The sequence below is a fragment of the Actinoplanes sp. NPDC026619 genome (genome assembly GCF_040638295.1).
GTDB lineage: Bacteria > Actinomycetota > Actinomycetes > Mycobacteriales > Micromonosporaceae > Actinoplanes.
This window is the reverse complement of record NZ_JBEZYA010000027.1, coordinates 91,481-116,771: the sequence shown is the minus strand read 5'-3', so window position 1 is coordinate 116,771 and position 25,291 is coordinate 91,481. Positions and strand designations below refer to the sequence as shown.

Sequence of the window (25,291 nt, the reverse complement as noted above, 5' to 3'; positions counted from 1 at the left end):
CCTGATTCATCGACGGTGGCGTCCGCCGGCCCGGAAGCCGTTGACGGTGATGCGCCAGCGCCATCGCGCGTGGGACGACGAGCCGGTTTCCGGTAGTGGCTCCATCGCCACCCGGGGGAAGAATTTCGACAGCGTGATCAGCGCGCCGCCGATCACGAAAAGGCCGATGACCAGCCAGGTCACCTTGTAGACGGTCAGGGTGACGCCGGCGGTGGAGACGATCAATCCGGCCTTCGGGAGCAAATTGCCGTACACAAGCAATTCCTTAATGGTTTGATTTGTTGTTTGTGGCCGTGGGGTCAGGTCGCGTGCCAGCCTCCTTTCCCGCCTCTGAGGAACGTCCGCAGAGCGCGCAGGTAGGACCACGTCAGCAGCAGGGTGTAAAGCTGCTCGGGCACGAAAGCGACCGCATACCACCGGGCGCGCCGGCCCATTCCCCACACGGTCATCGTGCGTTCCGCCGAGAGCAGCGCGCACGGCAGCGTCCACCACCAGGAGAAGGCGACCGCGCCGGTGACCGCCACCGTGCCGGCCACCATCACGAGATAGGCGACGGTGATTGTCGCCGAGATGCCGAGTCCGATCTGCTGTCGCCAATACACCCAGCGCAGATGGCCGGGCATGCGCCGGCCGTAGTGCCAGATGTTGCGCAATGCGCCCAGATACCAGCGTTCCCGCTGGGCGATCAGCTTGCCGACGCTCTCCATCACGTCGGTGGTGGCGACCATTCCGGCCGGGCAGATCGTCCGGTAGCCCAGGGTCTGCAGGGCGAAGGTCAGTTCGTTGTCCTCGGTCAGCGAATGGGTGTCGTAGAACGAGGCGCCGGCCGGCAGCCCGGTGCCGGTGTGCCGGGCGGCGCGTACCTGCCGCAGCGCATCCCAGGAGAAGAGCGTGCCGGTGCCGGTCAGCACGAAGGCGCGGTGGCCGTTGCGGCGGGTGGTCTGGCCGTACCGGTAGAACTCCATGCGCTGCAGGTAGCCCAGCACGGTGCGGGAGTCGCGGCCGGCGAAGGTGCCGCCGCAGCCGCCGACCCGGCCGCTCATGTGGTAGCGCGCGATGGCGAGGAAGTCGGGTGAGAGCGTGGTGTCGGCATCCATCACCAGGACCGCGTCGCCGGGGCGCAGCAGGTGTTCGAGCCGCGCGAGGCCGTAGTTGATGGCGCCGGCTTTGCGGTCCGGGTTGTGCCCGGGGTAGGGCAGGACGCAGGCGCCGGCTCGCTCGGCAACCGCGGCGGTGGCGTCGGTGCAGTTGTTGGGGACCACCACGGTGAGGTCCGGTGGGGTGGTCTGCCGGTGGAGCGAGGCGATCGTGGAGGCGATGGCGTCGGCCTCGTTGCAGGCCGGCACCACCGCGAAGACCCGTGCGACCGGGACCTCGGGGTCGAGCCGGGGAAGAGCCGTCGCATTGAAGTTCATAAATGCGAGGCTAGATTGCCGCGGTGCTTGCATCAAGAAAATTAAAACGCGCTAAAGGGATTGGTGGCTAAACTCAAAGCAACCTCAAAAATTGCTGTGAACCCGGACGTAGTCGACGATCATTGCCTGGGGAAGAGGCGTGTCGATGGCGGGTGGGCCGGGCCAGGTGCCGCCGACGGCTACATTCAGGACCATAAAAAAGGGATAATTAAAAACCCATTCTTTGCCGCCGGCATCGGCCGGGGTCTTCCGGCTGTACGCCGTGCCATCGACGAACCAGGTGATCGCCGCCGGGCTCCAGTCGACCGCGAAGACGTGAAAATCGTCGGCCAGCGCCGCTGCGGCGGGCAGGGTGAACGGGCTGGTAAGGCCGTTGTCGCCGGAGTAACCGGGCCCATGCAGGCTGCCGTGCACGGTGCCGGGCTCGGAACCGACGTTCTCCATGACGTCGATCTCGCCACCGGTGCGCGGGTCGTCACTGAGCATCCAGAATGCCGGCCACAGACCCTGGCCCCGGGGCAGCTTGATGCGAGCCTCGAATCGGCCGTAGGCCCGGCTGAACCGCCCGGCGGTCAACAGCCGAGCCGAGGTGTACTCACATCGGCCGTAGTGGCAGGCGTACCCGGCCGGATTTTCTCGCCGGGCGGTGATCACCAGATGGCCGGCGCCGTCGAGGGCCGCGTTGGTGGTGCTGTCGGTGTAGTACTCCAGCTCGTTGTTGCCCCAGCCGGTGCCGCCGGTGTTGTGCGCCCATCTGGTGCTGTCGGGGGCGGTGTTGGCGGGACCGTCGAACTCGTCGGACCAGACCGAGCTGTCCGCCGGGCCGGCCCGCGACCGGTGAAACACGACGGCCGCCCCGGCCGCGACGAGCAGGGCCACGAGCAGCATCCGGCCGGCCGATCGGCGGCGGCGGGAACGACGTGTATCGATGTCGCCGACCATGGCGTGGATGGTAACCGCGGCACCTCGACGTGGGATCGAAGGCGTCGGCTGCTCCGATATCGGTGGAATCAGCGCTGACGGGCGATCATTTGCCCTTCAGTAAGTTCTCTCGGCTGTGCTGCCCTATAACAAAGGGGTCAGGCTGGGCGGGCAGCGATCCGGTCTTCGGCAGATCGGGCAGCTGATGGAAAAGCTCGTCGCGGCGTCGGCCACGGTGGCCGGTGGGCTGCCCTACGACGGTTTCGCGCAGCTGGTGGCCCGGCTGGCTCGAGCGCCGATGGCCCTGGTGCTGCTCGCGCGGGGCGACGGGGTGCAGGTGGGCGGGCGGTTCGGGGTCCTGTCCGACGACTGGCTGCCGGCCGCCGACCCGCTCTGCGAGCAGGTGGTTCTCGCCGCGCGGGTGGTGCACAGCAACAATCTGACCATCGACGACGCCCCCTGGTGGCCGGCGTCGGCCCTGCTCCGGCAGTGGTCGGTGCGGGCGCTGCTGGGCGTCCCGCTGCGTGACCGCGACGGCCGGATGACCGGTGCGCTGCTCGTGCTGGACCGGCGCGCGCATCACTGGGCCACCGAGGACGTCACCTCCCTGCTCGCCGTGGCCGACCTGCTGCGCCTGGGCCGCGACGGGCCCACGCCGGTCGGCAGCCTCGACGGCACCACCATGCTGCGGGTCGGACGGTTCCGCGCCTGTCATCACACGGTCGAGCAGAGCCTGCGGTCGTCCGAGACGGCGGCCGAAGCGGCGCCGCGCCTGCTGGAGGCGGTCGCGGTCGCGCTCGGCTGGCCCGCCGCCGAGCTCTTCCTCGTCGACGAGCAGACCGGCAACCTCGACGCCGCCGGCCACTGGAGCACCTGGGCGGTCGAGCCGGCCGACTTCTTCGGGCACACCCCGATCAAGGGCTCCGGCGTCACCGGGCGGGTCTGGCACACCGGCCAGCCGGCCTGGGTCGACGACATCACCCTGTACGCCGAGCTCGTCACCCCGTTCGAACGCGACCGGGTCCGGATCTGCGCCGAGCACGGCATCCGTACGGTGATGGCGGTTCCGGTCTGCGACGGCGACCATCTCCTCGGCGTGCTGACCTGCTATGCCGGCACCGCGGAGCTGCACCGGGAGCTGCTCACCGTGCTCCTCGACGGGGTCGCCGCCCAGATCGGCATCTGGATCGCGCTGCGCCGCGCCGAGCGTCTCGGCCACGAGCTGGGTCGCGCGCAGGACGACTTCATCACCCTGGTCGGCCACGAGTTGCGGACGCCGCTCGCCTCGATCACCGCGCACGCCGGCATGCTGCACGACGAGGCGGACGACCTGACCCCCGATCAGCGGGAGATCGTCGCGGCGATCAACCGCAACGCGATGAGCCTGCAGAGCACCGTGGACCTCCTGCTCGACCTGGCCGGCCTGGAGTCCGGCCACCTGCCGGTGCGGACGGAACGGGTCGACCTGTGCCGGTTGATCGCCGACGCCACCGGTGCGGCCCGCGCCGACATCGCGAAGAGCGGGCTGCGCCTGCACACCCGGCTGCCCGAGACGCTCTGGCTGACCGGCGATCCGGCCCGGCTGCGCCAGGTCATCGACGACATCCTCGCCAACGCTGTGCTCTACAGCCCGATCGGCGGCGAGATCCAGATCAGCGCCACCGTGGACGACACGTCGGCCCAGGTCCAGTTCACCGACACCGGCATCGGCACGCCGACCGACGAACGCGCCCGCGTCTTCGACCGCTTCTACCGCGGCAGCAACGTGCGCCACCACGGCACCGCCGGCAGCGGCCTCGGCCTGAGCCGGGCCCGCGCGATCATCACCCTGCACCACGGCCACATCTGGCTGACCGGCAACTCCCCAACCGGCACCACCGTCACGATCCGCCTGCCTGCCTCTCCTGCTTTATGATCTTGGCGCCGCGCGACCACGAGGTTGCCGGATCCTGGGGAGGGTCCCGGCAAGGGCTGCAAGAAGGTCAAAGGCGACAAGACCAGGGTCAGGTGTACGCCGAAGAAGACGCCCATCCGGGTCCGGGTCTACACCTACGACCGCAACGACTCCATCGTCGACCGGACCGACCTGGCGATGACCGCGGACGGTGGCACCGGCAACGACCGGATCGCCGGCGGGCCGCGCGGCGACCGTGGCAAGGAGCCGGCAACGACAAGTACTACGGCGACGACCTCTTCCAGCCGTTCGAGCCGTACCAGGAGCGGATCTAACGACTGGCTCGACGGCCGCGACGCCGGCACGAGCAACGACAAGGACCTGCTCGACGGCGGCGCCAACACCGAGGGCGGCGACAGCTGCGCGACCACCCGCAGCGACACCACCGTCGGTTGCGAGGTGGTCAACTAGCGGGGCGCGGCGAAAGCGGACACGCCCATCTCGCCGAGCACCGCGGTGGCGGTCGTGTCCGCGGTGTGGTTGAACGCCTCCAGCACCATGCGCTGGGCGGCCGGCGCGACCACGGTCCGGCGCGGCCGCTTGCCGTTCGGTGTTTCGACCAGGGCCACGACCGCGTCGGAGACCTCGCTCGGGTCGCCGGCGACGCCGTTTCCGTGGGCGACCACGGCGGCCACGTAATCGCCGAACGCCGCACCGTACGGCGCCAGCCGACGAAGATGCCGCCGGCGTTGTTGACGACGACGTCGAGGCGGCCGGCCGCCTCGATCACCGCACCCACCGCCCGGTCCGCGGAGGCCTGGCCGGTCACGTCGAGCTCGACGACGCGCAGGTCGACGCCCTCGGCCGAGGCGAACGCGGTGAGTTCGGCGGTGGCTTTCTCGTTGCCGCCGCGCAGGCCGGCGAAGACCCGGTGGCCGCGGCGCGCCAGGGCTTCCGCGGTCAGCCGGCCGAAGCCGGTGCTGGCGCCGGTGACCAGCACTGTCTGGGGAGTCATCATGGCCTCCTGAATGAAATGGGGTGGCACCCCGCTTTCGCCTAAGACGCTATCCGGGGTGGCCCCCCGTTTGTCAACCCACTACGATCATCGGCATGCGGGCGGACGCGCAGCGCAACTACGAGCGGATTCTGGCCGCCGCCGTCGCCGAGGTGGCCCGGACCGGGGCGGACGCGTCCCTGGAGAAGATCGCCCGCGATGCCGGCGTGGGCTCGGCCACCCTGCACCGGCATTTCCCGAGCCGCCGTGACCTGCTCGAGGCGATCTTCCACGACCGCGTCGACAACCTGTGCGCACAGGCGCGCGAGCTCGCCGCGGCTGCGAAACCGGGGGAGGCGCTCGCCGACTGGCTCCGCGCCCTCGCGGTCTATTCCGCCACCAACCGCGGCCTCGCCGCATCGCTGCTCGCGCTGGCCCGGGAGCCGGCGCCACCGGCGATGAACAGCTGCGAGGTCCAATTGCACGAGGCCGGCGGCCGGCTGCTGCGTTCGGCGCAGGACGCCGGCGCCGTCCGGCCCCAGGTCGCCATCGACGACCTGCTCACCGTGGTCAACGCGATCTCGCTGGCCACCGAGGACGGCGCCACCGCCGCGCGCCTGGTCACGCTCGCCATCGAGGGGATAAATCCGTAGATGAAGGTAATCGGCCTGGTGGGTGCCGGGCACATGGGTTCCGGGCTCGGCTGGGCGCTGCGCGCGGGCGGGCACGACGTCGTGACCTCGCTGGCGGGCCGGTCGGCCCGGACGGCGGGCCTGGCGCGGGAGGCCGGGCTGCGCACCCTTCCCGGGCTGGCCGACGTGGTGGCCGAGGCGGACGTGATCCTCGTGGTCACGCCGCCCGGCGCGGCGATCGACGCGGCCACCGAGATCGCCGCGACGGGGGCGGGCGCCACCCGGAAGCCCGTGGTCGACCTGAACGCCATCTCGCCGATGACGGCCGGGGCGGCGGCCGAGGTGATCACGGCTGCCGGCTTCGACTTCGTGGACGGCTCGATCTCGGGGCCGCCGCCGACGGTGCGGCCGGGAGCGACGCTCTATCTGTCCGGGCCCCGGGCCGCCGAGATCGCGCAGCTGCGCTGGACGCACGCCCGGCCGGTGGTGGTCGGCGACCGGATCGGCGCCGCGAGTGCGGTGAAGATGTCGACCGCGTCGGTCTACAAGGGATTGATGGGCCTGATGGCGCAGGCGCTCCGGTCGGCGGCGGCGCACGACGTGCTGGCGCCGGTGATGGCCGACCTCGGCGAGGGCTTCGGAACGCCGTACGAGATAGCTCTCGCCTCGACCAAGGCCCACCGCTACGTCGCCGAGATGCGGGAGATCGCCGCCTCCCAGGCGGCGGCGGGCCTCACCCCGGCGCTCTTCGAGGCGTTCGCCGAGGTCTGGGCCGACATCGCGGATCGGCCGCTCGCCGAGGGCCGGCCCGAGACGCTCGCCCGAGAGATCACCGCCCGAGAGGTGACCGACGGCCTCAGCTGAGCACGGCCGTGATGACCGTTTTCAGGCCGGCGGAGAGACGCTCGCCGCCGCCGTCGGCCGCCAGCATCCGCTGGATCGGGTCGCTGTGCAGCGAGGCCAGGATCAGGTGCGCGGTCAGGTCGGCGTCCAGGCCGGGGCGGGCCTCGTGGATCAGGTCGGCGATGTGCCGGTGCCAGATGGCGTGCAGCGGGGGCGGTTCGTCGCCGGGAAGCCGGGCCTGCACCACGGCCTCGGCGTGATCCAGCGCGGCCAGGAGCCCTTTGTTGCGGGCGACGACCGCGATGACGCCGTCGATGAACGCGAGCAGCCGCTCCCGGGCGGGCGCGCCGGGGCCGAGCGGCGGCGGCCCGTCGACCACGGCCTGTTGCAGGGTCATCGCGCGCTCCTGCATCAGGGCTCGCATCAGGCCGGCGCGGCTGCCGAACCGGTGGAAGACCGTGCCCTTGCCGACCCCGGCCGTCGTGGCCACCTGCTCCATCGAGATCTGCTCCGGGGGCAGCCGGGTCAGCAGTTCCTCGGTCGCCAGCAGGATGGCCTGCCGGTTGCGGGCCGCGTCGGCGCGTTCCCGGCGCACTTCGGTCATGGAAAGTCCCTCAAGTAACTGGACCGGCGGTCAAGTTCTGCTATACGGTCGACGGAAGTTGACCGCTGGTCCAATTTAGCAGGGAGGTAGCTGTGCGACGCGTCCGCTATTACCGATACGGTGGCCCCGAGGTGCTCACGGTCGAGGAGGCCGAGCTGCCGGTGCCCGGCCCGGGCCAGGTCCGGCTGCGCGCCGAGGCGATCGGGGCGAACTATGTCGACACGAAGATCCGGGCGAACGCCGGCTCGATCTTCGTCCGGCCGCTGCCCGGCTCGCCCACCGGCGACGTCGTCGGCACGATCGATGCGGTCGGCCCCGGGGTCGACGCCGCACGGCTGGGCGAGCGGGTCACGGCGCTGGTCGACCCGGACGCGTTCGCCGACTTCGCGCTGGCCGACGCCGCGTGGCTGGCGCCGGCGCCGGCCGGCCTGGATGCCGGCCCCGCCAGCCTGCTGACGGTCGCCGGGCCGGTCGCCCTGCGGGTGCTGCGCGCCGGGCGGCTCGCCGCGGGCGAGACCGTGCTGGTCCACTCCGGAGCCGGCGCCATCGGTGGCCTGGCCATCCAGCTGGCCAAGCTTCTCGGCGCGGGGACGGTGATCGCCACGGCCAGCACCGCGGACAAGTTGCGGCACGCCCGCGACCTCGGCGCCGACGTCGGCGTCGACTACACCGCGAGCGACTGGCCGGAGCAGGTCCGCGCGGCGGCGCCCGGCGGCGTCGACCTGGCCCTGGACGCGGTCGGCGGCGAGACCCTGTTCGCGAGCATCGGCCTGCTGGCTCCGCTGGGCCGCGCGGTGACCTACGGCGCGGCCGGCGGCGACCTGATCAGCATCCCGGTCCAGTCCCTCTTCGGGCTCAAGACGGTAACCGGCTTCTCCCTGCTCGCCTGGCGGGCGGCGCGCCCGGAGCAGGCCCGGGCCGAGATGACCGAGGTGGCCGGCTACCTCGAGGACGGCCGGCTGCGCACGGAGGTCGCGGCGACCCTGCCGCTGACCGAGGCCGCGAAAGCCCACCACCTGCTGGAGGATCGCTCCACCATCGGCCGCGTCCTCCTGGTGCCCTGAGAGGCTCAGATCCGGGGCGGGCTCGAGCCGACCGCGACATACCCGGGACCGGCTACTTCACCAGCTTTTTCGCCGCCAGGTTCGCGCCGATGCCGGCGGCCGCGGCGACCCAGCCCGGGCCAGGGATCAGCAACAGAAATCCGATGGTCACTACCGCCTGGGCGCCCCCGGTCACCAAGCCTTTGCCTCCCGCCCAAGCGACATCGCTGCCCGTGGCGTCCGGATTGTCGCGCTTGGCCTTCACCATGGCGGCCACCGGATCGATCAGCAGGCTGCCCACCTGCCCGATGCAGGCCGAGGCGGCCTTCGCTGCGGCGACGTTGACCGCGGCGGTCTTCGATGCCTGCATCAGCGCGACGCTCGCGGCCTCACCGGCGGCCCTCCTGGCCACCGCCTGCACCGGGGCGGCGGCCAGAGCCCGGGCCGTCTCGGCGGCGACATATGCCGCCCCGGCTTTGGCCACCCGGTCGTTGACCAGCCCTTTGAACATTTCCTTGCCGACCTCGAACGGGATGTCGTCCTCGTTGGCCATGTCGGCTCCTCTCAAGCTTGAGAATGACCGTGCCGGCGCCACGTCGTCGTGGGCAGCAGGCGGTGGGCCGGACCGTCACCGTGGAGGTGACCCGGTCTGGCGTTGACAGCGTAACTACTGAGAGAGATCGACTGACTACCCAACGTGTCGTGTTCTCTGTGGGCAGAACGGCGCCGTCAGGAGCCGTAGTCCTCCATCACCTGGGCGGCCGGGCCGCCGTTCCAGTACGCGGTGATGGTGGAGGCGTGGCCGAAGGTGGCCAGGCGGACCACGACGATCGTGTCGCTGCGGCGGGCGGCGCTGACCGCGTAGCCCGGCTCCGGGTCGGCGTCCACCACGTCGACGCGGGTCGACGAGTAGGCGACCAGGATGCTGCCCCCGTCGGCCGGCACCCGGTAGCGGGGGCGGCGGTCCACCGTCGGGGTGGGGGACGGGGACGCGGACGGGGTGCGGGAAACGGTCGGGTGGGTGGTCGGCGCCTTGGTGTGGGACGGGGTGGGGCGGGCCTTCGAGGTGGTGGTGGCCGGGGTGGGCAATGTGGTGGTCGCGGCCGGCTCGGGGTCGCCGAAGCGGAGCTCGGTGTAACGGCGGTTGGCGTCGATCGCCACCGGGGGGTCGGCGGTCAGCGTGGGGGCGACGCCGAGGCGGACACCGAACCAGGTCACAGTGACGGCAGTGACTGTCACGCTGAGCCATGCGGCGATATATTTCCAGCTCCGGCCCATGATTACATTCTGCCTCAGCGATACCGTGGATAGATGTCGCGAGTGCTGGTGATCGAAGATGACGCGGATGTACGCGAAGCACTGGGCCGACTACTGAACGCAACCGGCCACCTGGTCCGGCTGTGCGAGCGGGCTCTCGACGGGCTGCGTGACGCCGCTCAGTGGAATCCCGACGTGGTGGTTCTCGATCTCGGTCTGCCGGATCTGGACGGCGCCACCGTGCTGCGCAACATCCGGCTGGTCTCGCAGGTGCCGATCGTGGTCGCGACCGCGCGGGAGGGCGAGTCCGAGATGATCCGCCTGCTGCGGGCCGGCGCGGACGACTACGTGGTCAAGCCGTACTCGGCAGAACAGATCGAGGCGCGGATCGCGGCGGTGCTGCGCCGCAACCATGTCGCCGAGTCCCGGGTCCTGACCGTGGGCGGGCTGACGCTCGATCCCGACGCGCGGGCGGCCTCGCTCGACGGCGCGCCACTGCAACTGTCCCGGCTGGAGTTCGACCTGCTGGCTTACCTCATGCAGCGGCCGGGCAAGGTGGTCAACCGCCGGCAGTTGCTCGCCGACGTCTGGCCGTTGGAGAGCCGCTCGGTGGAGACGGTCGACGTGCACGTCACGTGGCTGCGCCGCAAGCTGGGCGAGCGGGCAGCGAATCCCCGCTACTTGCACACCGTCCGCGGAGTGGGCATCCAGTTGTCCGCGCCTAAGGAGGGCTAGATCCGGGCGTGTGCGCCGCCGCCGAGCCGCCACCATCGGCGGCGTGGCGGTTCAGATCCAGGAGAAACCGGAGAAACGACCCCGAGTGCCAGTACGACCCGGGCCCCGCCCAGGTCGCTGCGCTCGATCCGCAGCTCCCCGCCGGTGTCCACGGCCAGCCGCTGGGCGATGTTCAGGCCGATCCCGGTGGAGTCGGCGCCACTGACACCCCGGGCGAGCGCGGCGGCTGGGTCGGCAAAACCCGGCCCGGCGTCCTCCACCACGACCTCGGTCGATCCTTCCGAAGACCGGACCGCCACGTGGCACGCGGCGTCGTCGGGGCTGTGATGGAAGACGTTGCCGAGCAGCACGTCCAGCGCCTCGGCGACCACCGAGAAGGCGGCCGGCACGGTGATCCCGGCCGGCGGCGGCGCGGCCTGCCACGGCCGGCCCTGGTCCTCGGCGAGGGCGCCCCAGAACGCGGTGCGGTCGGCCACCACCGCGCCGAGGTCGCACTCGAGCCGGGGCCGGGCCACCAGCGGCCGCCCGGCCTCGGTGATCACCGCGTTGATCTCCTGCTCCAGCCGGTCGACGACGCGCAGTTGACGCTCCCGGTCGTCGCCGGTGGGCATCGCCTCGGCGTTGAGCCGCAGCGCGGTGAGCGGCACCCGCAGCCGGTGCGAGAGGTTTCCGGCCAGCGCGCGTTCGGCCGCGAGCAGTTCGCCGAAGCGGTCGGCGAGCACGTTGAGAGCGGTGCCGACCTCCTCGATCTCACTCGGGCCGCTGGGCCGGGTGCGGGCGTGCAGGCGGCCGGCGCCGAGGTTGGTGGCGGTGCGGGCGAGGTCGCGGGTGGCCCGCACGACCTGGGCGGCCAGCCGGTCGGCGAGGAAGGCGCAGAGGGCGATGAGAACGACGGCCACCAGGACAAGGACGGCGAGCGCGGTGTCGACGCCGGCTCGCAGCTGGGTGGCCGGGACGTACACCTCGATCACCGCGATCAGCCCGCGGGGCAGCGCCACCGGCCGCAGGTAGACCCGGCCGCCGGGAACGTCGGCGGTGCCGGCCACTTGGCGTTGCCGGACCACGGCGATCTCTGCCTCGCCGGCCCGGGAGGTGCCGATCGTGCCCAGGCCGGGCAGATGCGCGGCGACCCGGCCCTCGCGGCCGGCGTCGGTGCTCAGGATCGAGCTGAGGACCAGGTCCCGGGTGGTGGCCACCACCACGACCGGGGAGAGGCCGAGCGCCTGCCGTTCGGCCTCGCGGAGGGCGCGGTCCTGCGCGGCGGTGATGACGAGCATGCCCAGCGGGATGCAGAACGCCAGGGCCACCAGGGTGGTGACGGCGAGGGCGACAAGGACGTAGCTGCGTCTCATTCCGACGGACCATAGCCGTCCGCGGTGTGCCGGCGCCATGGTCAGCGCCTGCACACCGCGGCGCCGTCTCAGAACGTCAGACCCCACGCGTTGAGCGTTCCGGTGTCGCCGGAGTAGAGGTCACGGACGCGCAGCCGCCAGGTTCCGGAGGCTTGCACGGCGGAGGCGTCGACGGTCGCGGTCAGCTTGACGTCGTCGCCCCGATCAAGTCGGCTCGCCTTCTTGATCGAGAATTCGGCGCCGTCCGGCGCCACCAGCTGGATCTGCAGGTCGCCGCGGTAGCCGTGCTGGATGTCCACGTCCACCTTCAACGCGGCGGGCGCGGCGCCCGGGCGCTGCACGGTGATCGGCGACTCGATGGCCGACTTGTCGCGGATGAGGAAGTCGGCGCCGTTATCCAGCCGGCTATTCAAAGAAGATCCGGTCAAGGTCCAGGCTGCGTACGCCGCGACATCGGTGTGCCGGTCGAGCGCGGTCGCGTTGACGTTGGTCCGCACGTCGCAGCTCTGGTGGTAGCACGAGTCGTACGGCTTCCCGGCGGTCCCGCCCCAGCGGGCGGCCTCGGCCGCGCTCATCGCCGAGGCGAGGCTGAGCGTCGCGGTGCCACCGGTCGGGATGCCGGCCGCCTTGAACGAGGCGTGGTCCGATCGGCCCTGCACGTCGACGTCCGCGGTGACGATGTTCTCGGCGGTGAAACCGGCCTTGAGAGCCGAGGCGATCGCGGTGCCCCGGGAGTCGTCGTTGTAGACGAAGTAGCCGGCGTTCGGCGACCCGATCATGTCGAAGTTGACGTAGCCGGTGATCTTCGCCCGTTCCGCGGTGGACAGCGACGCGACGTACGCCTTCGACCCGACCAGGCCCAGCTCCTCCGCGCCCCACCAGCCGAAGCGGATGGCCTTGTCGCCCTGGGCGCCACTGCTGGCGTAGGCGAGAGCGACCTCGAGGATGCCGGCCGAGCCGGTGGCGTTGTCGTCGATGCCGGGACCGGCGGCGACGCTGTCGAGGTGCGCGCCGAGCATGACGACCTGGTTCGGGTCGCCCCGCCCGGGCAGATCCGCGATCAGGTTGTAGCCGGTGGCCCCGTTGGCGGTGAACTGCTGGATCCGGGTGGTGAAGCCGGCCGCGTCGAGCTTGCCCTTGACGAAGTCGACCGACGCTTGGTACCCGGGCTGGCCGTGCGCCCGGTTGCCGCCGTTGGCCGTCGCGATCCGGGCGAACTCGTCCAGATCGGCCTCCACCTTGGCGCGATCGATGTCGGGAACAGCGGCCGCCGCAGGAGAAGAGGAAGGGGACGGAGCGGCCGTGGTGGGAACGGGGGAAGAGGGAGCGGCAGTGCACGTCGGGTCGCCCTGGGCGGGCACGGTCACCGCGTCCCAGGCCGCCTTGATCGCGTCGAACTCGGCGCATCCGGACGGGTGCAGCTCGAGGGTCGCTTCCAGGGTGGCCTTGCGGGCCTTGGGGTAGGTCCAGCCGGAGGTCTTGCGCAGCAGCGCGTGATAGAAGACCTCGCCGGCTTTCCACAGGCCGATGCCGGTGACCTTGCTGTTGTCGCAGGTCGGGCTGGCCGGTCCGGTGGCCGGTGCGGAACCCTGGGCGGCCAGGTAGAACCAGTGGTTCAGCGGTCCGGCGGCGGAGTGCACCTCGGTGCCCGGGATGGCGGTGGAGAAGCAGTTCGGTTCGCCGGCCCGGGACGGGTCGAACATGTTGCGGATCGGTCGGTTGCCGGCCAGGTCGACCCGGTCGTTCGGGTTGGCCGCGAAGGCCTCGGCGAGAGTGTCGAAGATGTCGCCGGTCGCCTCGTTGAGGCCGCCGGTCTCGTTCGAGGTGCCACGGCTGCCGCCGGGGGTGTGGCAGAAGACGCCGTGGCCCAGCTCGTGCGCCACCACGTCGATCGCGTTGACCTGGCGGGCGCCGTCGCTGGTCTTGCCGTACTCGGCCTGGTCCTTGCTCGCGTCGGTGGTGCCGGCGCAGTCGGCCGAGATCTCGTCCCACGAGCCGGCGCCGGCGCCGGTGATCGCGTTCACGTAGACGTGTGCCCGGCTCGGGCGGGCAGCATCGCGCGTCTCGGCGAGGACGTCCCAGACGAGCGAGCCACCCGCCCCGGCGACCACGCCCAGCGTCGCCTTGCCCGCGACCGCGCCCGGCCGCCCGCTCAGCGCGAGGGTCTTGGCCTTGTCCGAGGTGATCTTCGGGTCGACCGGCACGCTGATCGGCACCAGCCCGGCCGCGTTGCTGCTGCGCACCTTGCCGTCTTTGTCGGTCACCACCACGACGTCACCGCCGACGAACACCGGCAGGTTCTTGTAGACCCGGGCGTAACTGATGTAGTTGAGGCCCTGGTCGGTTGTAACGACGTCCTGCCGGGTGAGGGTCTCGTCCGGTGACTTCGTGAATCCGGTGGATGTGCCGGTCACGTACTGGTCGGCGGAGGCTACGGCGGTGGTCGCGGCGTCCGACTGCGGCACCGGCCCGGCCGCGGTGTAGCCGGCGGTGATGGCCGCCCCCGCGAGCAGCGAGACGAGCGTGACACTGCTGAGCGTGATTACCCGCAGTGCCTTTCTCCTGGAACGCCTCAACGGTTCCTCCCCAAGGCTGGTGTGTGCCGTGGAGTCTCACCGGGTGTTCCTTAAGGGCGCCGGAAGCCCTGCTATCGGACCGGTAACAACGAGATCTCGACCGTCGCCACCGGGGTGCCGGCCTGGCAGGCATTGACGGCCGGCGAATCGAACGTGAGCTCCACCGGTTCGTCCAGTTCGGCGAAGGCGTGGAAGGTCGCGTTCATGCCGGTCATGATCGTGGCGCACGGAGAGCGGTGAAGCGCGGTCGCGAGCTGGCGGGCCGCCTCGATGAGCAGCGTGCCCGGGATGTGATCGAGCGGGTGATCGAACAGCCCGGTGTGCTCGACCGGCACCAGCAGCCGGGCGCGGTTGCCGGTCAGGTCGGCCAGCACGACGTCGGCCGGATGGGTGCGGCCGACCAGCAACGGGTCGACACCGCCGGTGCGGTCCAGCGGTGGCAGATCGTCCGAGCTGATCAGCGGGCCGGCGCGATGGCGCGTGCGCAGCGCACGGTAGGCGGCCGCGGACAGGTAACCCACCGTCATCCGGGACGAGCCGATCGGCGTGCCGGATATGGCCAGGTCGAAGGACAAGCCGAGGCCGCGGGTGCGCCGGCCGAGCAGCTGCGGCGCCGGCTTCGGCAGCGTCATGGTCAGCAGGCCGGGCCCGGTCGGCGGCAACCGGGTGTACGCGTCCGGAGCGACCCGCAGCGAGAAGGAGTTGAGGATGAAGGCCGCGTCCGCCTCGACCCCGAAGTAGGTGTGGGCCAGGTAGTTGTGGGCCTGCCGGCAGGCTTCGAGAACCAGCATCGGGTCGAGCCGCCGGTTGGCCGCCGCCGTGTGCGCGGAGTAGTAGAAGTGCTCGTCCGGCAGGACCGCGCCCGCCACGAAGCCGTCCGCGCCGTCGGGCTGGACGTCGGTCAGGAACACGGTTTCGGCGTGCCGGCGATGGATGGACGACGGCTCGACAGTGGTGTCAGTCCTCATCGGCAATTCCTCCCAGAAGTGACAACGCCCGCAGGTGCTCTTTCCACGAGGTGAAGCCGGCGCCGAGCGTGCTGACCGCCAGGTGGGTGGCGCCGGAAACCCGCCAGCGCTCGGCGGCCGCCGGCACGTCGCCGTCGGTGATCCGGACCCGGCCGTGCATGCCGATTGCGCCGGGCGACCGGCCCGCCGCCACGGCCGCTTCCCGAACGACGTCCTTGGCCGCCTCGAGCCCACGGCCCGGCGGGACCCGGGGCAGCCAGCCGTCGCCGATCCGGCCGGCCCGCCGGTAGGCCGCGTCCGACGTGCCGCCGATCCAGATCGGGATCGACCGGCCGGGCAGCGGGTTGATCCCGGCGGTGACGCCCGCGAAGGCGACCGACCGCTGTGTCCACAGTGCCCGGAGCAGCGCGATCTGCTCCTCGAGCCGGGCGCCGCGGCCGCGCATCGGGCACTCCAGGGCCGCGTATTCGACGGCGTTCCAGCCGAGTCCGACGCCGAGCCGCAGCCGTCCGCCGGAGAGCAGGTCGACCTCGGCCGCCTGCTTGGCGACCAGCGCGGTCTGCCGCGGCGGCAGCACCAGCACACCGGTGACGAATTCCAGCTCGCAGACCCCGGCCAGGTAGGCGAACAGCGTCAGCGGCTCGTGGAACGGATCATCCACGTCATAGGCCCCGGACCAGCCCGGATGCCCCTCCGGATCGGCGCCGAGCAGATGGTCGTAGGCCAGCAGATGCCGGAACCCCAGCTCCCGCGCCGCCATCGCGAAGTCCCGCAACTCGCGAGGGCCACCGTGCAGCTCCCCCTGCGGAAGCACGACGCCGACCTCCATCAGCCGACCGCCCCGTCGACGATCAGCCCGGCATAGAGCACGATCAGGAACAGCATCGCGGCGGGCTTCGGCCAGGCGGCCACCCGGCGGCTGAGGAACACACCGGCTCCCCAGAGCGGAAAAACCAGCACGGTGTACGCCCACAGCAGGCCGGTGAGGGCACACGCCGCGACCGCGAAACCGAGGGTGAGCAGCGCGCACCCGGTGGCCCCGAGCCCGGTGGACGAGTACATCCGCGACCCTGGCGCCGCATCCCGGGCCGTTTTGCGCGCGAACTCGAAATGCAGAAAAGCAAACGCAAAGACCAGCAGCTGACGTACGCCGTAAGAGCCGGCCGAGACGGCGAGGAAAGCCCCGATCAGCAGCTGGACCGGGTAGACGAAGGCGATGTTGACCAGGGGCCGGTCGCGCAGCAGCGAGAACCGGCGTTCCAACGGGGTCACTACCGCCGCGTAACCGAAGAACGCCGCCGCCACGACCGCCGACGACGGTGCGTAGAACACGTTGGCGGCCAGCACGATGACGATGACGATCCGGCCGGCCCGCCTGAGCTCGGCCGCGGTGACCAGCCCGATCACCAGTGGCCGGTCCGGGTTGTGCACCCGGTCGTAGGCCTCGTCCTTGTGCTCGTCGATCAGCCGCAGATACAGCAACATCGCCAGCACGGTCGCGGCGCGCAGCGCGGTGCCGCCGGTGGGCCGCCAGCCGCCGCCGTGGACGAGCGCCTCGTAGGCCGCGGCCCACAGAACCGCATAGGTGACATGCACGTGAGGAGCGAAGACGGCGCCGACGAAGGCCGCAGCCCGCCCGAGCCCGCCGAACCGGGGCGCCGGAACCGGCACGGCCGCGGCGTTTCGATCGTCTTCGAGCGCGGCGGACCGGAAGGCTGGAACCGGCGCGGCCGCGGCGTTTCGGTCGCCTTCGAGCGCGGTCACGAGAGGGCGGCGTCGGCCGGCTCGCGCCAGCGGCTGATGTCGGTGCCGCGCAGCAGCTGGGCGTATTCCGGCCGGGACAACGGCAGGGAGCCGCAGCCGACGATGGTGAGATCCCAGCCGGTCAGCGGCAGGCCGGACCGCCAGATCAGTTCGACCAGGCCACCCCAGTCGGCCGCGTCCAGGCAGGCGCGCAGCTCGGCCCGCGGACCCGGCGGGAGATCCAGCGCCTCGGCGGCTGCGGCGAGCCTGGCCGCGGCCGGCGCGAAACGGAGGTCCTGAGCCGGGATCTCGGCGTAGAGCTGATCGGCGAGGGCGGCAGCGGCATGATGCCGGTCGGCGCCGGGCAGCGTCACCCCGGCGAGCGCACGGCGTTCGGCAGTGCCGGCGAGTGCCTGCTGGACCAGCTGACGGCGTTCGTCGGCGTCGAGCAGGATGCCGAGCTCGCGCAGCACGTCGGCCGGCTCGTCCGAGGCGTGCACCAGGTTGAGCAGGAAGCCGAAGTTGCCCAGCCGGGAGCGCAGCTGGTCGGGGTGGCGCCGGGCCGGGTCGGCCGGGCCCTTGCGATGGCTGAGCGCCACCGACGGCGGCACGCTGCCACCCGCCGGCGCGTCGAGCAGCAGCACCAGCGAGTCGGAGGCCTGGCACAGGGCGTCGGCCAACCGGCAGCGCGCCGGGGTCGCCCGGTTCAGCTGGTAGTGCCACATCGCGCGGACCGCGCCGCGGGTCATCCGGAACCGGCGGGCGGCGACGATCCGGAAGCCGGACGCCCGCACCCAGTCGAGCACCGGGCCGACCGAGCGCGAGGCGATGGCGTCCGGCTTCAGCAGCAGCAACGCGTGGCCGGCGGCGAACTCGACCGCGTCGCCGGTGAGCTCACCCAGCTGCTCGTACGACTCCAGGAAGTAGCTGTCGGTGCCGAAGTAGCGCTGCTTGTCGGCGTCGTGGGTCAGCCCGTCCGGGAACGGCGGTCCGTAGCTCATCGCGCCCCGATCCCGGCCAGCGCTTCGGCGATCCCGGGCAGCGGCGTGCCGAGATATCCCGCCCGTACCGCGTAATCGATGATCTTCCGCAGTTGATCCGGTCCGGCGGCGGCGCGTTTGTGGCGGCGGAAACCGGCCGCGACCGAGTCGTCGAAGTGCTGCCGGCGGCGGAAGTAGCTCTCGTAGAGCGACAGCATCCGCTCCCAGTAGGCACGTTCGGTGGCGGTCAGCGAGGCGGCCGAGAAGGTCGCCGGGGCCACGTAGCGCGGGACCCGGAACGACGGATATTCGGCGAGCACGTCCGACATGTTCCGCATCGACACCGACGAGCCGACCGCGTGCAGGGTCAGCCCGTCCGCCCGCTCGAGGTTCTCGGTCACGTCGGCGATCAGCGCCGCGACGTGGTCGACTCCGACCAGGTCGACGCACGCGTCGAAGTGGCCCGGGATGGAGGTGACCCGGCCCTCGGAGAGCAGCTTCAGGACCACGTAGATGTTCTTGAACTCGCGGACCACGCCGGTGCGGGCGGCGCCGACGACGACGCTGGGGCGGACCACGGTGACCGCGAGCCCGTCCGCGGCGGCCTTGCGGACCAGCAGCTCGGCGTCGAACTTGCTCTGCTCGTAGTGGTTGCCGAAGCGCTGCCCGGCGTCCAGCGAGGACTCCAGGATCCGGCCGTCCTGCTCGCCGCACACGTAGGCGGTGCTGACGTGCACGAGCCGGGCGTCGCTCGCCGCGGCCAGTTCCAGCACGTGCGCCGTGCCGGTGGTGTTGACCGCCTGATAGACCTCGCGCGGCCGGCCGAAGTCGGTGATCGCGGCCGAGTGCACGATCAGGTCGACCTGCTCGGTGAGCATCCGCCAGGTCGGCTCGTCGAGACCGAGCCGGGTCTGGGTGACGTCGCCGGGAATCAGGTCGACCTGACCCTTGACCGGGCGGCCGTTGTTGGCGACGAGTTCGCGGACGTGGTGGACCAGCCCGTACACCTGATGGTTGTTCTTGATCAAGCGCGCGCAGACCTCGGCGCCGACCAGTCCGGCGGCGCCGGTGACCAGGATTTTCATGCCTTCACCCGGCGGACCAGGTCGGCGACGTCGCCGGCGGTGACCACGTCGACGCTCTCGCCCATGTCGAGCGGGGGGAGCCCGAAGTGCTGTTCCAGGGCCATCGCCAGCTCGATCAGCCGCAGCGAGTCGAACATCAGCTCGTCGCGCAGCCGGGTGCTCGCGCCGATCTCGTCGAGCCGGTTCGGCGCCATCGCCCCGATCACGGCATACACCTCGGTCGTCATCCGGCCTCCTTCGCGCTGGTGGGGTGCGGCTGCGCGCCTCCGCTGGACAGCAGGTCCTGTGCCTCGTCGAGGGGGAGCTGCTGGTCGAGGTAGGCGCCGAGGCGCAGCCAGTCGTAACCGATGTCCAAAGTGCGCTGCCAGCCGTCGGCCGAGTCGAACGAGGAGGGGAACGCCTCGCCGCCGGCCGCCGCCCGGACCGCGGCGATGAATTCGGCCAGCTCGTCTCCCCGGTTGCCGGCGTCCGGCAGGCGCCGAGCCGGCTCGTCTCCGCGGTGGTCGGCGTTCGGCAGGTCGTGTCCGCGGGGGTCGGCGTTCGAGAGACGCCGGGCCAGTTCGGCGATGCGCGGCTGCGGTGCCGGCAGCAGGTCGAGGCAGCCGATCAGCTCCGGGTCGCTGGGCAGCGGGCTCACGCCGTGGGCGCAGAGCAGGGCCCGCAGACCGCCGTTGACCGCCCGCGCGGTAGCGAGCGCGGCGACCCGCCATTGCTCGCGGTCCAGGGCGCCGCGCAGGTCCTCGACGGCGTTCTCGACCATGACGTTGCCCCAGATCAGGGCCATCGCCGCGGCGGCGAACCGGGGCGCCGGGAGCGGCACCAGGTCGATCGAGCGCGGGTGCGCGGGTGTGGCGCCGGCGATGCTCAGGATCGGCATCGTCATCGCCGGCGGGGGAGTGACGCTGCCGAGCGGCGCGGCCATCGGCAGTCGCGGCGTGATGGTGGCGCCCTTCCAGGACACCCGGATGAGTCCGTAGCGGACGAACGTGGCGATCAGATCGCCCTCCTCGCCCAGCGTGCTCAGCGGACGGCCCCAGACGATCCGGCGCCACACCCGGGCGGCCGCGGCGCCCAGCACGAATACGTCCTGCCGGTCGCGGACCAGGTGCACCCGGTCACCGATCTGCCACGTGGTCACCTCGCGGGGGCGTTCCACGAGGAGCCGGTCGGGGGTGTCGGCACAGCCGGTCACCCCGAGAGCCGCGGCGAGGCGGATGCGGTCGGCGGTGGTCTCGGCCTGCCAGTAGCGCGCCACCAGCGGGTCGGCGGCGAGCCGGTCGAGCTGCAGGGACAGCCACTTCGGTTCGAGGTAGGTCTCGCCGTTGCGGGCCGCCCAGCTCTTCGCGGCCTGCTGGAGCCCGGCCTTCGCCCACACCGCGGCCTGCTCGTCCTGCCCCAGGGAGTTGAGCACGACGGCGTGCCGGACGGACTGGCGGGCGTACTCGGCCCACCACTTCGTCATCACGGTGGCGAAGGCGTCGTAAGCCAAATTCTCCCGGACCTTGGTGATCAGGTCGGGGCGCCGCACCGGATAGCCGCGCAGGACGCGCTGGCACCGGTTGAGCAGGTGTTCGTCGAGCTTGGTGACGCGTCCTTTATGTCCGCCGACCTCGAGGAGATGGCGGGTGATCTGGCCGACCGACCGGGTGCGGATCTCCACCCGGCGGCCGTCGATGAAGAAGATCGTCGGCATGGTCGGCATGTCGGCTTCCTGATCGGCGATCAGCAGGAAGTCGATGTCGGACCGGGAGTTGCCGAAGCCCTCCGCGATCGAGCCTTCGAGCAGCAGGGCCGCGTCGGCCGGGGCGTCGATGCGCGCGAGGGTCTGCTCGGCCAGCGACTCGATCTGCGCCTCGGAAAGGATCATCAGGAGACCTCGATGGTTTCGGCGGCGCCGTCCTGAAGCTGCTGCCAGAGCGCTCGGCGGCGCGGCTTTCCGCTGGTGGTGCGCTTGATCAGACCGGGCCGGCCGAGCACGAACCGGAGCCGGGCGCCGGGGCCGAGCCGGGCCCGGAGCACGTCGCGGGCGGCGGTCTCCCACTCGCCGCCGCGGCCCTCGACGAACAGCGCCACGCCGGCCCGGTCGGTCTCCGGCGCGCTGACCACCACGCAGCGCGACGCGGGCAGGCCGGTCGCCTCGATCACCGCGGCCTCGAGATCCTCGACGTAGACGGCGCGGCCGTTGACCTTGAGGCTGTCGCCCATCCGGCCGAGCACGAACAGCTCGCCGTCGTGCCGGAAGCCGGCATCGCCGGTGTGCAGGCGCCCGGGGGCGAAGCGGGTGCCGCTCGCGCCCGCGTCGCCGAGATATCCGCCGGTCAGGGTGGCGCCGCTGACCACGATCTCGCCGAGGTAGTCGTCCGGCAGGGCCGAACCGTCCTCGTCGACGATCCCGACCGCGGTGTCGAATCGGGGGGTGCCGCAGCCGGTGAGCCAGCCGCTGCGCGCCGGAACCGGCCGCTCACCCAGCCGGAACTGGCTCTCCAGCTTGACCGGCCGGCCGAACCGCAGCGTGTCCGGCTCGGGCTGCACCACGAGCGGCCGGGTGCCGGGCACGGTGCCGGTCACGCCGAGCGTGGTCTCGGCCATGCCGTAGGCCGGGCGCAGCGCGGCCGGATCGAACCCGGCCGGGGCGAAGGTGGTGGCGAACCGGTCGAGCACCGCCGGGTCGACGATCTGGGCGCCGACGAACAGCGTCCGCCAGCCCTCGAAGTTCCAGGTCGCGATGCGCTCGGCCGGGATCCGGGCGGCCGCGTACTCCAGGGCGAACGGCGGCGCGGCGGTCACTGCGGCGGTCGTCATGCATTCCAGCCAGCGGGCCGGGTCGCGGAGGAACTGGGCGGGCCGCATCAGCGACATGTCGCCCTGGCTGCAGATCGTCACCAGCAGCGTGCCGATCAATCCCATGTCGTGGTAGAGCGGCAGCCAGGAGGCGCACGAGTCGCCGTCCGTCCAGCCGCACCAGGCTCGCGAGGAGGCGATGTTGACCGCCAGGTTGCGCCAGCTCACCGGGATGCCGCGTGGGGTGCCGGTCGAGCCCGAGGTGAATTGCAGAATCGCCAGGTCGTCGTCGGCGACCGGCGGCACGTCGATCGGCTCGTCCGCCTCGCGGTGCAGATAGGGAACACCGACCTGGGCCGCCACCTCGGCGTACTTCTCGTCGGTGACCAGCAGCGCGGGCCGGGCCTGCCGGACGATCCCGGCGACCAGCTCCACGTACTCGGCGGTGCTGGTGAAGCTGGGCGGCGTGATCATGCACGGCGTCAGCCCGGCCGCCCACGCCCCGAAGAAGGCGCACAGCGTCGGATAGCTGGTCGGCATGAGCAGGCAGACCACATCGCCGCGCCGGGCGCCGGCCTCGACCATCGCGGCGCCGCTGCGCCGGGCGGCAAGAGCCAGTTCGGCGTACGAGTGTGACTCCCACCCGCCGTCGTCGGCGGCGAACCGCACACCCCGGCCCGCACGTGGCTCGGTCAGCCAGTCGCGAATGTTCATGCCTGCTCGAGCACCGTGATCGTGGCGGTGCCGCCGTCCATCCGTACGAGCATCCCGGTCTGCAGTTCGCGGGTGGCGCCCTTGACCTTCACGATCGTCGGCACGCCCAGCTCCCGGGCGACGATCGCGACGTGGGTCAGCGGGCTGCCGCGCTCGATGATCAGGCCGGCCGCCGACGGCAGCGCCGCCACCCAGCCCGGATCGGTGCTGTACGCCACGAGGATGCCGCCGTTGACGTCCTGCGGCCGGTCGGCCACCACCACCCGGCCGGTGGCGACGCCCGGCGCCGACGGGGTGCCGCGCAACTCGGTCACGCCCTCCCTTTTTTCCGGGGAAGCCCAGCCGGCCAGGTTGCCCTCCCAGTAGGGCGCGCCGCGCGTCTCGAACCGTGGCGGCGCCACCATCGCCAGTTGCCTCTCCTGCGAGCGGCGGCGCACCTGCACGATGTCGCGCAGCTCGTCGTGGGCGATCCGGCCCTCGTACGCGCCGCTCAACTCGTCCAGACGCAGCAGGAAGACGTCCTCGAAGCGGTCGATCGCGCCGACCCGGTGCAGGTGCCGGCCGAGCGCCCGCAGGATCTGCTTGGCCGACCCGAACGCGCGGGTCCGGCAGAACCGCAGCCGCTCCCGATGGGCCAGCGAGGTGGCGGCCTTGCGGCGCACCAGTTCGTAGATCCATCGCCTCGGCCCGCGCAGATGCTGGTCCAGGTACTCCTGGGCGGTGTCGTTGCCGGCCGTCTCCGGCGGGGCCTGCAGGGCGTCGCGCAGCATCAGGTAGAGGCTGGCCGGGTCCTCGCGCAGGTCCGGCACCTCGAGTTTGAGCTCGTCGGGGCTGCGGTAGCCGTGCTCGGCCACGTATTCGGCGACCGCCGCCTCGAATTCCGGGCTGTTCACGGCGGCGGGGATCTCGGCCGGCGACGTCTCCTCGATCAGGCGGCGGAGCTCGTCGTCGGCCTTCACCATCTCGGCCAGGGCGGCCATCGCGCGGGCCGGCTCGGCCGACTCGACCTCGGCGCCCGGCCGGGCCGCCGCCCAGGTGAGCCACTGCGGAGCATCGGCCGGCAGCCACTTCTGGCCGAGCACGGTGAGCACGCCCATCGACAGCAGGATCGTCGAGTCGAGCATCTGCATCGGACCCCAGCGCAGCAGCAGGTCGCGATGCAGCTTCTGGAACGCCCGGTAGACCTCGTCGGCCGGCATCGAGGCGTAGTCCCGCTTGTCGAACACCGCGTACTGCTCGTAGAAGTAGGCGGTGAATCGCTTGACGTCGTGACTCATCCGGAAGAACTTCCAGAAGAACGTCGTCGTGGTGACCGCTTTGGCCCAGTCCTTCTTGATTGCCGAGTCGAACTCGTACGGGTAGAGCGTCTCGGCGATCTCGTCCGGCAGCGACTCGTCGACACCCATCGCGACCTCGAGCAGCCGCCGGTTGATGTCGTAGAACGGGGGGATCCGCTGCAACCGGTACCAGTTCAGCAGGTTGTAGTAGACCCGCCCGTGGAAGCTGCCGAGCAGGGACGGCAGCCACTCCTGCATCTGCCGCAGTTGCTGGTCGGGGACCCGCAGCGACCGGGCGAAGCTGTCGTAGACGGCGCCGTAGACCATCGCGGCGAACGTGAAGGTCAGCGGCGACGTGACGCCCCGGAAGCTCTCCACGATGTTGGAGTTGTCCCAGATGCGCAGCTCGCCCTCGGCCGTCAGTGCGGTGGTGATCGGCCGGGCCTGCAGGATCCACAGTTGCCCGTCGGCGACCGCCCACTCGATGTCCTGCGGGCCGCCGAAGGCCGTGCTGATCGCCCGGCCGGCCGCGTGCAGCTCGGCCAGGTCCACCTTGGCCAGCGACAGCGCCGCGCGCTCGGCCTCGGGCACTGCGGTGATCGTGCAGCCGTCGCCGTCGGCCGCGTAGTCGTAACGCTCGGCCTTGTCGCCGAGATCGGTCTCCAGAACCGCTCCGCTGCCGGCGTCCAGGATCGCGGTGTCGGCGTCGACGGCGCCGGAGACGATGCCCTCGCCCAGGCCGTAGACCGCGCTGACCACGAACCGGTCGCGCCCGCCACCGACCGGATCGGCGGTGAACAGCACGCCACTGACGTCCGACCGGACCATCTGCTGGATCAGCACGCCCATGCCCGCGGCGGTGGCCGGCAGCCCGTTGGTCGCCCGGTAATGCAGCGAGCGCGCCGAGAAGGCCGACGCCCAGCAGGCCTTGACCCGGTCGATGACCTGGTCGAGGCCGGAGACGTTGAGGTAGGTGTCGAACTGCCCGGCGAACGAGTGCTTGGCGCCGTCCTCTTCCAGGCCTGATGAGCGTACGGCGACCCGGCCCCGCCCGGCCGTCTCGTAGGCCGCGCGAACCGTCTCGACCAGCTCCGGGGGAAACTCGGCGGCCATGATCCGCTCGGTGATCAGGGCGGCGGCCTGCTCCGGACCGGCCGTGCCGGCCTCGGCCACCACGCCGTTCAGCCCGGCCACCGCCAGGAACCGCTCGAACGCCTCGCTGCGAATCGCGCTCCACGCCGGGATGCGCACGCCCGAGGCGCTCAGGGCGGCCAGGTTCGCCGCCTTGGCCCCGGCCGGCCGCCGGGCCTCGGCGGCACTGTCCACGGTGACGAGATAGCTGTCGGCCACTATCGAGTCCTCTCGACGCCGGATATGCCACCGCTCATCCATCCACAGTCGACGTGGCGTTCACCACCCCTCAATTCCCCGATTCCGGAATTAGGGGTGGCTGGGAGCGTGATCCGTTAACAACGGA

The 25,291-nt window shown here is 71.5% G+C and carries 24 protein-coding genes and 1 pseudogene; 6 read left to right on the top strand and 19 right to left on the bottom strand.

The window, feature by feature from the left end; all coding sequences use genetic code 11:
• Window positions 1-6 precede the first annotated feature (6 nt).
• The 3 genes from AB0E90_RS41265 to AB0E90_RS41255 form a co-directional block, all read right to left on the bottom strand.
• Window positions 7-255 carry a hypothetical protein gene (locus AB0E90_RS41265; RefSeq protein ID WP_360417752.1) on the bottom strand — a complete coding sequence of 83 codons (249 nt, stop codon included), beginning with the start codon at window positions 253-255 and terminating at the stop codon, window positions 7-9.
• 44 nt (window positions 256-299) lie between these two features.
• Window positions 300-1,415: a glycosyltransferase family 2 protein gene (locus AB0E90_RS41260; RefSeq protein ID WP_360417751.1), complete on the bottom strand. Its 1,116-nt coding sequence runs from the start codon at window positions 1,413-1,415 to the stop codon at window positions 300-302.
• A gap of 84 nt (window positions 1,416-1,499) precedes the next feature.
• The gene (locus tag AB0E90_RS41255; RefSeq protein WP_360417750.1) at window positions 1,500-2,357 is read right to left on the bottom strand and encodes a glycoside hydrolase family 16 protein; all 858 of its coding nucleotides are present in this window, start codon (window positions 2,355-2,357) and stop codon (window positions 1,500-1,502) included.
• Window positions 2,358-2,541: 184 nt separating this feature from the next.
• Here AB0E90_RS41255 and AB0E90_RS41250 point away from each other — a divergent pair, with 184 nt between their 5' ends.
• Entirely contained in the window at window positions 2,542-4,251 is a 1,710-nt protein-coding gene (locus tag AB0E90_RS41250; protein ID WP_360417749.1) for an ATP-binding protein, read from the top strand.
• Between the two features lie 24 nt (window positions 4,252-4,275).
• Window positions 4,276-4,701: a hypothetical protein gene (locus tag AB0E90_RS41245; RefSeq protein WP_360417748.1), complete on the top strand. Its 426-nt coding sequence runs from the start codon at window positions 4,276-4,278 to the stop codon at window positions 4,699-4,701.
• On the opposite strand, the gene AB0E90_RS41240 is transcribed toward AB0E90_RS41245, so the two are convergent.
• Both AB0E90_RS41240 and AB0E90_RS41235 read right to left on the bottom strand, forming a co-directional pair.
• Entirely contained in the window at window positions 4,698-4,916 is a 219-nt protein-coding gene (locus AB0E90_RS41240; RefSeq protein ID WP_360417777.1) for a hypothetical protein, read from the bottom strand. The two genes, AB0E90_RS41245 and AB0E90_RS41240, sit on opposite strands and share 4 nt — an antisense overlap.
• Window positions 4,917-5,011: 95 nt before the next feature.
• Window positions 5,012-5,245 (bottom strand): annotated as a pseudogene (locus AB0E90_RS41235) (SDR family NAD(P)-dependent oxidoreductase); the annotation flags it as partial.
• A 95-nt stretch (window positions 5,246-5,340) separates the two neighbouring features.
• On the opposite strand from AB0E90_RS41235, the gene AB0E90_RS41230 reads away from it, so the two are divergent.
• Window positions 5,341-5,877, top strand: coding sequence for a helix-turn-helix domain-containing protein (locus AB0E90_RS41230; RefSeq protein WP_360417747.1), 537 nt, complete (start codon window positions 5,341-5,343; stop codon window positions 5,875-5,877).
• Complete coding sequence (locus AB0E90_RS41225) at window positions 5,878-6,720, top strand: NAD(P)-binding domain-containing protein (protein WP_360417746.1); 843 nt, start codon at window positions 5,878-5,880, stop codon at window positions 6,718-6,720. It begins immediately after the preceding gene.
• Here the strand turns inward: AB0E90_RS41225 and AB0E90_RS41220 are convergent.
• Entirely contained in the window at window positions 6,713-7,303 is a 591-nt protein-coding gene (locus AB0E90_RS41220; protein WP_360417745.1) for a TetR/AcrR family transcriptional regulator, read from the bottom strand. The genes AB0E90_RS41225 and AB0E90_RS41220 overlap by 8 nt on opposite strands.
• Before the next feature lie 92 nt (window positions 7,304-7,395).
• Between AB0E90_RS41220 and AB0E90_RS41215 the strand changes: the two genes are divergently transcribed.
• Window positions 7,396-8,367, top strand: a complete 972-nt coding sequence (locus tag AB0E90_RS41215; protein WP_360417744.1) for a zinc-binding dehydrogenase — start codon at window positions 7,396-7,398, stop codon at window positions 8,365-8,367.
• A gap of 52 nt (window positions 8,368-8,419) precedes the next feature.
• Here the strand turns inward: AB0E90_RS41215 and AB0E90_RS41210 are convergent, their stop codons facing one another.
• Together AB0E90_RS41210 and AB0E90_RS41205 are read right to left on the bottom strand one after the other, a co-directional pair.
• Window positions 8,420-8,899: a hypothetical protein gene (locus tag AB0E90_RS41210; RefSeq protein ID WP_360417743.1), complete on the bottom strand. Its 480-nt coding sequence runs from the start codon at window positions 8,897-8,899 to the stop codon at window positions 8,420-8,422.
• Between the two features lie 176 nt (window positions 8,900-9,075).
• Window positions 9,076-9,585 (bottom strand): hypothetical protein, encoded by a 510-nt coding sequence (locus AB0E90_RS41205; protein WP_360417742.1) that lies wholly within the window; start codon window positions 9,583-9,585, stop codon window positions 9,076-9,078.
• 81 nt (window positions 9,586-9,666) lie between these two features.
• On the opposite strand from AB0E90_RS41205, the gene AB0E90_RS41200 reads away from it, so the two are divergent.
• Window positions 9,667-10,338, top strand: coding sequence for a response regulator transcription factor (locus tag AB0E90_RS41200; RefSeq protein WP_360417774.1), 672 nt, complete (start codon window positions 9,667-9,669; stop codon window positions 10,336-10,338).
• Here AB0E90_RS41200 and AB0E90_RS41195 read toward each other — a convergent pair.
• From AB0E90_RS41195 to AB0E90_RS41145, 11 genes are all read right to left on the bottom strand, one after another.
• Window positions 10,335-11,690: an ATP-binding protein gene (locus AB0E90_RS41195; RefSeq protein WP_360417741.1), complete on the bottom strand. Its 1,356-nt coding sequence runs from the start codon at window positions 11,688-11,690 to the stop codon at window positions 10,335-10,337. The two genes, AB0E90_RS41200 and AB0E90_RS41195, sit on opposite strands and share 4 nt — an antisense overlap.
• 68 nt (window positions 11,691-11,758) lie before the next feature.
• Window positions 11,759-14,233: a M28 family peptidase gene (locus AB0E90_RS41190; RefSeq protein WP_360417773.1), complete on the bottom strand. Its 2,475-nt coding sequence runs from the start codon at window positions 14,231-14,233 to the stop codon at window positions 11,759-11,761.
• Between the two features lie 104 nt (window positions 14,234-14,337).
• A complete protein-coding gene (locus tag AB0E90_RS41185; protein ID WP_360417740.1) occupies window positions 14,338-15,234 on the bottom strand; it encodes a ScbA/BarX family gamma-butyrolactone biosynthesis protein in 897 nt (298 codons plus the stop codon).
• Entirely contained in the window at window positions 15,224-16,063 is an 840-nt protein-coding gene (locus tag AB0E90_RS41180) for an LLM class F420-dependent oxidoreductase (protein ID WP_360417739.1), read from the bottom strand. Before AB0E90_RS41180 ends, AB0E90_RS41185 begins: the two co-directional genes overlap by 11 nt.
• Window positions 16,063-16,998 carry a hypothetical protein gene (locus tag AB0E90_RS41175; protein ID WP_360417738.1) on the bottom strand — a complete coding sequence of 312 codons (936 nt, stop codon included), beginning with the start codon at window positions 16,996-16,998 and terminating at the stop codon, window positions 16,063-16,065. The genes AB0E90_RS41180 and AB0E90_RS41175 overlap by 1 nt, the downstream gene beginning before the upstream one ends.
• The gene (locus AB0E90_RS41170; protein ID WP_360417737.1) at window positions 16,995-17,978 is read right to left on the bottom strand and encodes a nucleoside-diphosphate kinase; all 984 of its coding nucleotides are present in this window, start codon (window positions 17,976-17,978) and stop codon (window positions 16,995-16,997) included. The genes AB0E90_RS41175 and AB0E90_RS41170 overlap by 4 nt, the downstream gene beginning before the upstream one ends.
• Entirely contained in the window at window positions 17,975-19,042 is a 1,068-nt protein-coding gene (locus tag AB0E90_RS41165) for an SDR family NAD(P)-dependent oxidoreductase (RefSeq protein WP_360417736.1), read from the bottom strand. Before AB0E90_RS41165 ends, AB0E90_RS41170 begins: the two co-directional genes overlap by 4 nt.
• Entirely contained in the window at window positions 19,039-19,269 is a 231-nt protein-coding gene (locus tag AB0E90_RS41160; protein WP_360417735.1) for an acyl carrier protein, read from the bottom strand. Before AB0E90_RS41160 ends, AB0E90_RS41165 begins: the two co-directional genes overlap by 4 nt.
• A complete protein-coding gene (locus tag AB0E90_RS41155) occupies window positions 19,266-20,909 on the bottom strand; it encodes a hypothetical protein (protein WP_360417734.1) in 1,644 nt (547 codons plus the stop codon). The genes AB0E90_RS41160 and AB0E90_RS41155 overlap by 4 nt, the downstream gene beginning before the upstream one ends.
• Window positions 20,909-22,537 (bottom strand): AMP-binding protein, encoded by a 1,629-nt coding sequence (locus AB0E90_RS41150; RefSeq protein ID WP_360417733.1) that lies wholly within the window; start codon window positions 22,535-22,537, stop codon window positions 20,909-20,911. The genes AB0E90_RS41155 and AB0E90_RS41150 overlap by 1 nt, the downstream gene beginning before the upstream one ends.
• On the bottom strand, window positions 22,534-25,140 hold the full coding sequence (locus AB0E90_RS41145) for a phosphoenolpyruvate synthase (RefSeq protein WP_360417772.1): 2,607 nt from the start codon (window positions 25,138-25,140) through the stop codon (window positions 22,534-22,536). The genes AB0E90_RS41150 and AB0E90_RS41145 overlap by 4 nt, the downstream gene beginning before the upstream one ends.
• Window positions 25,141-25,291 lie beyond the last annotated feature (151 nt).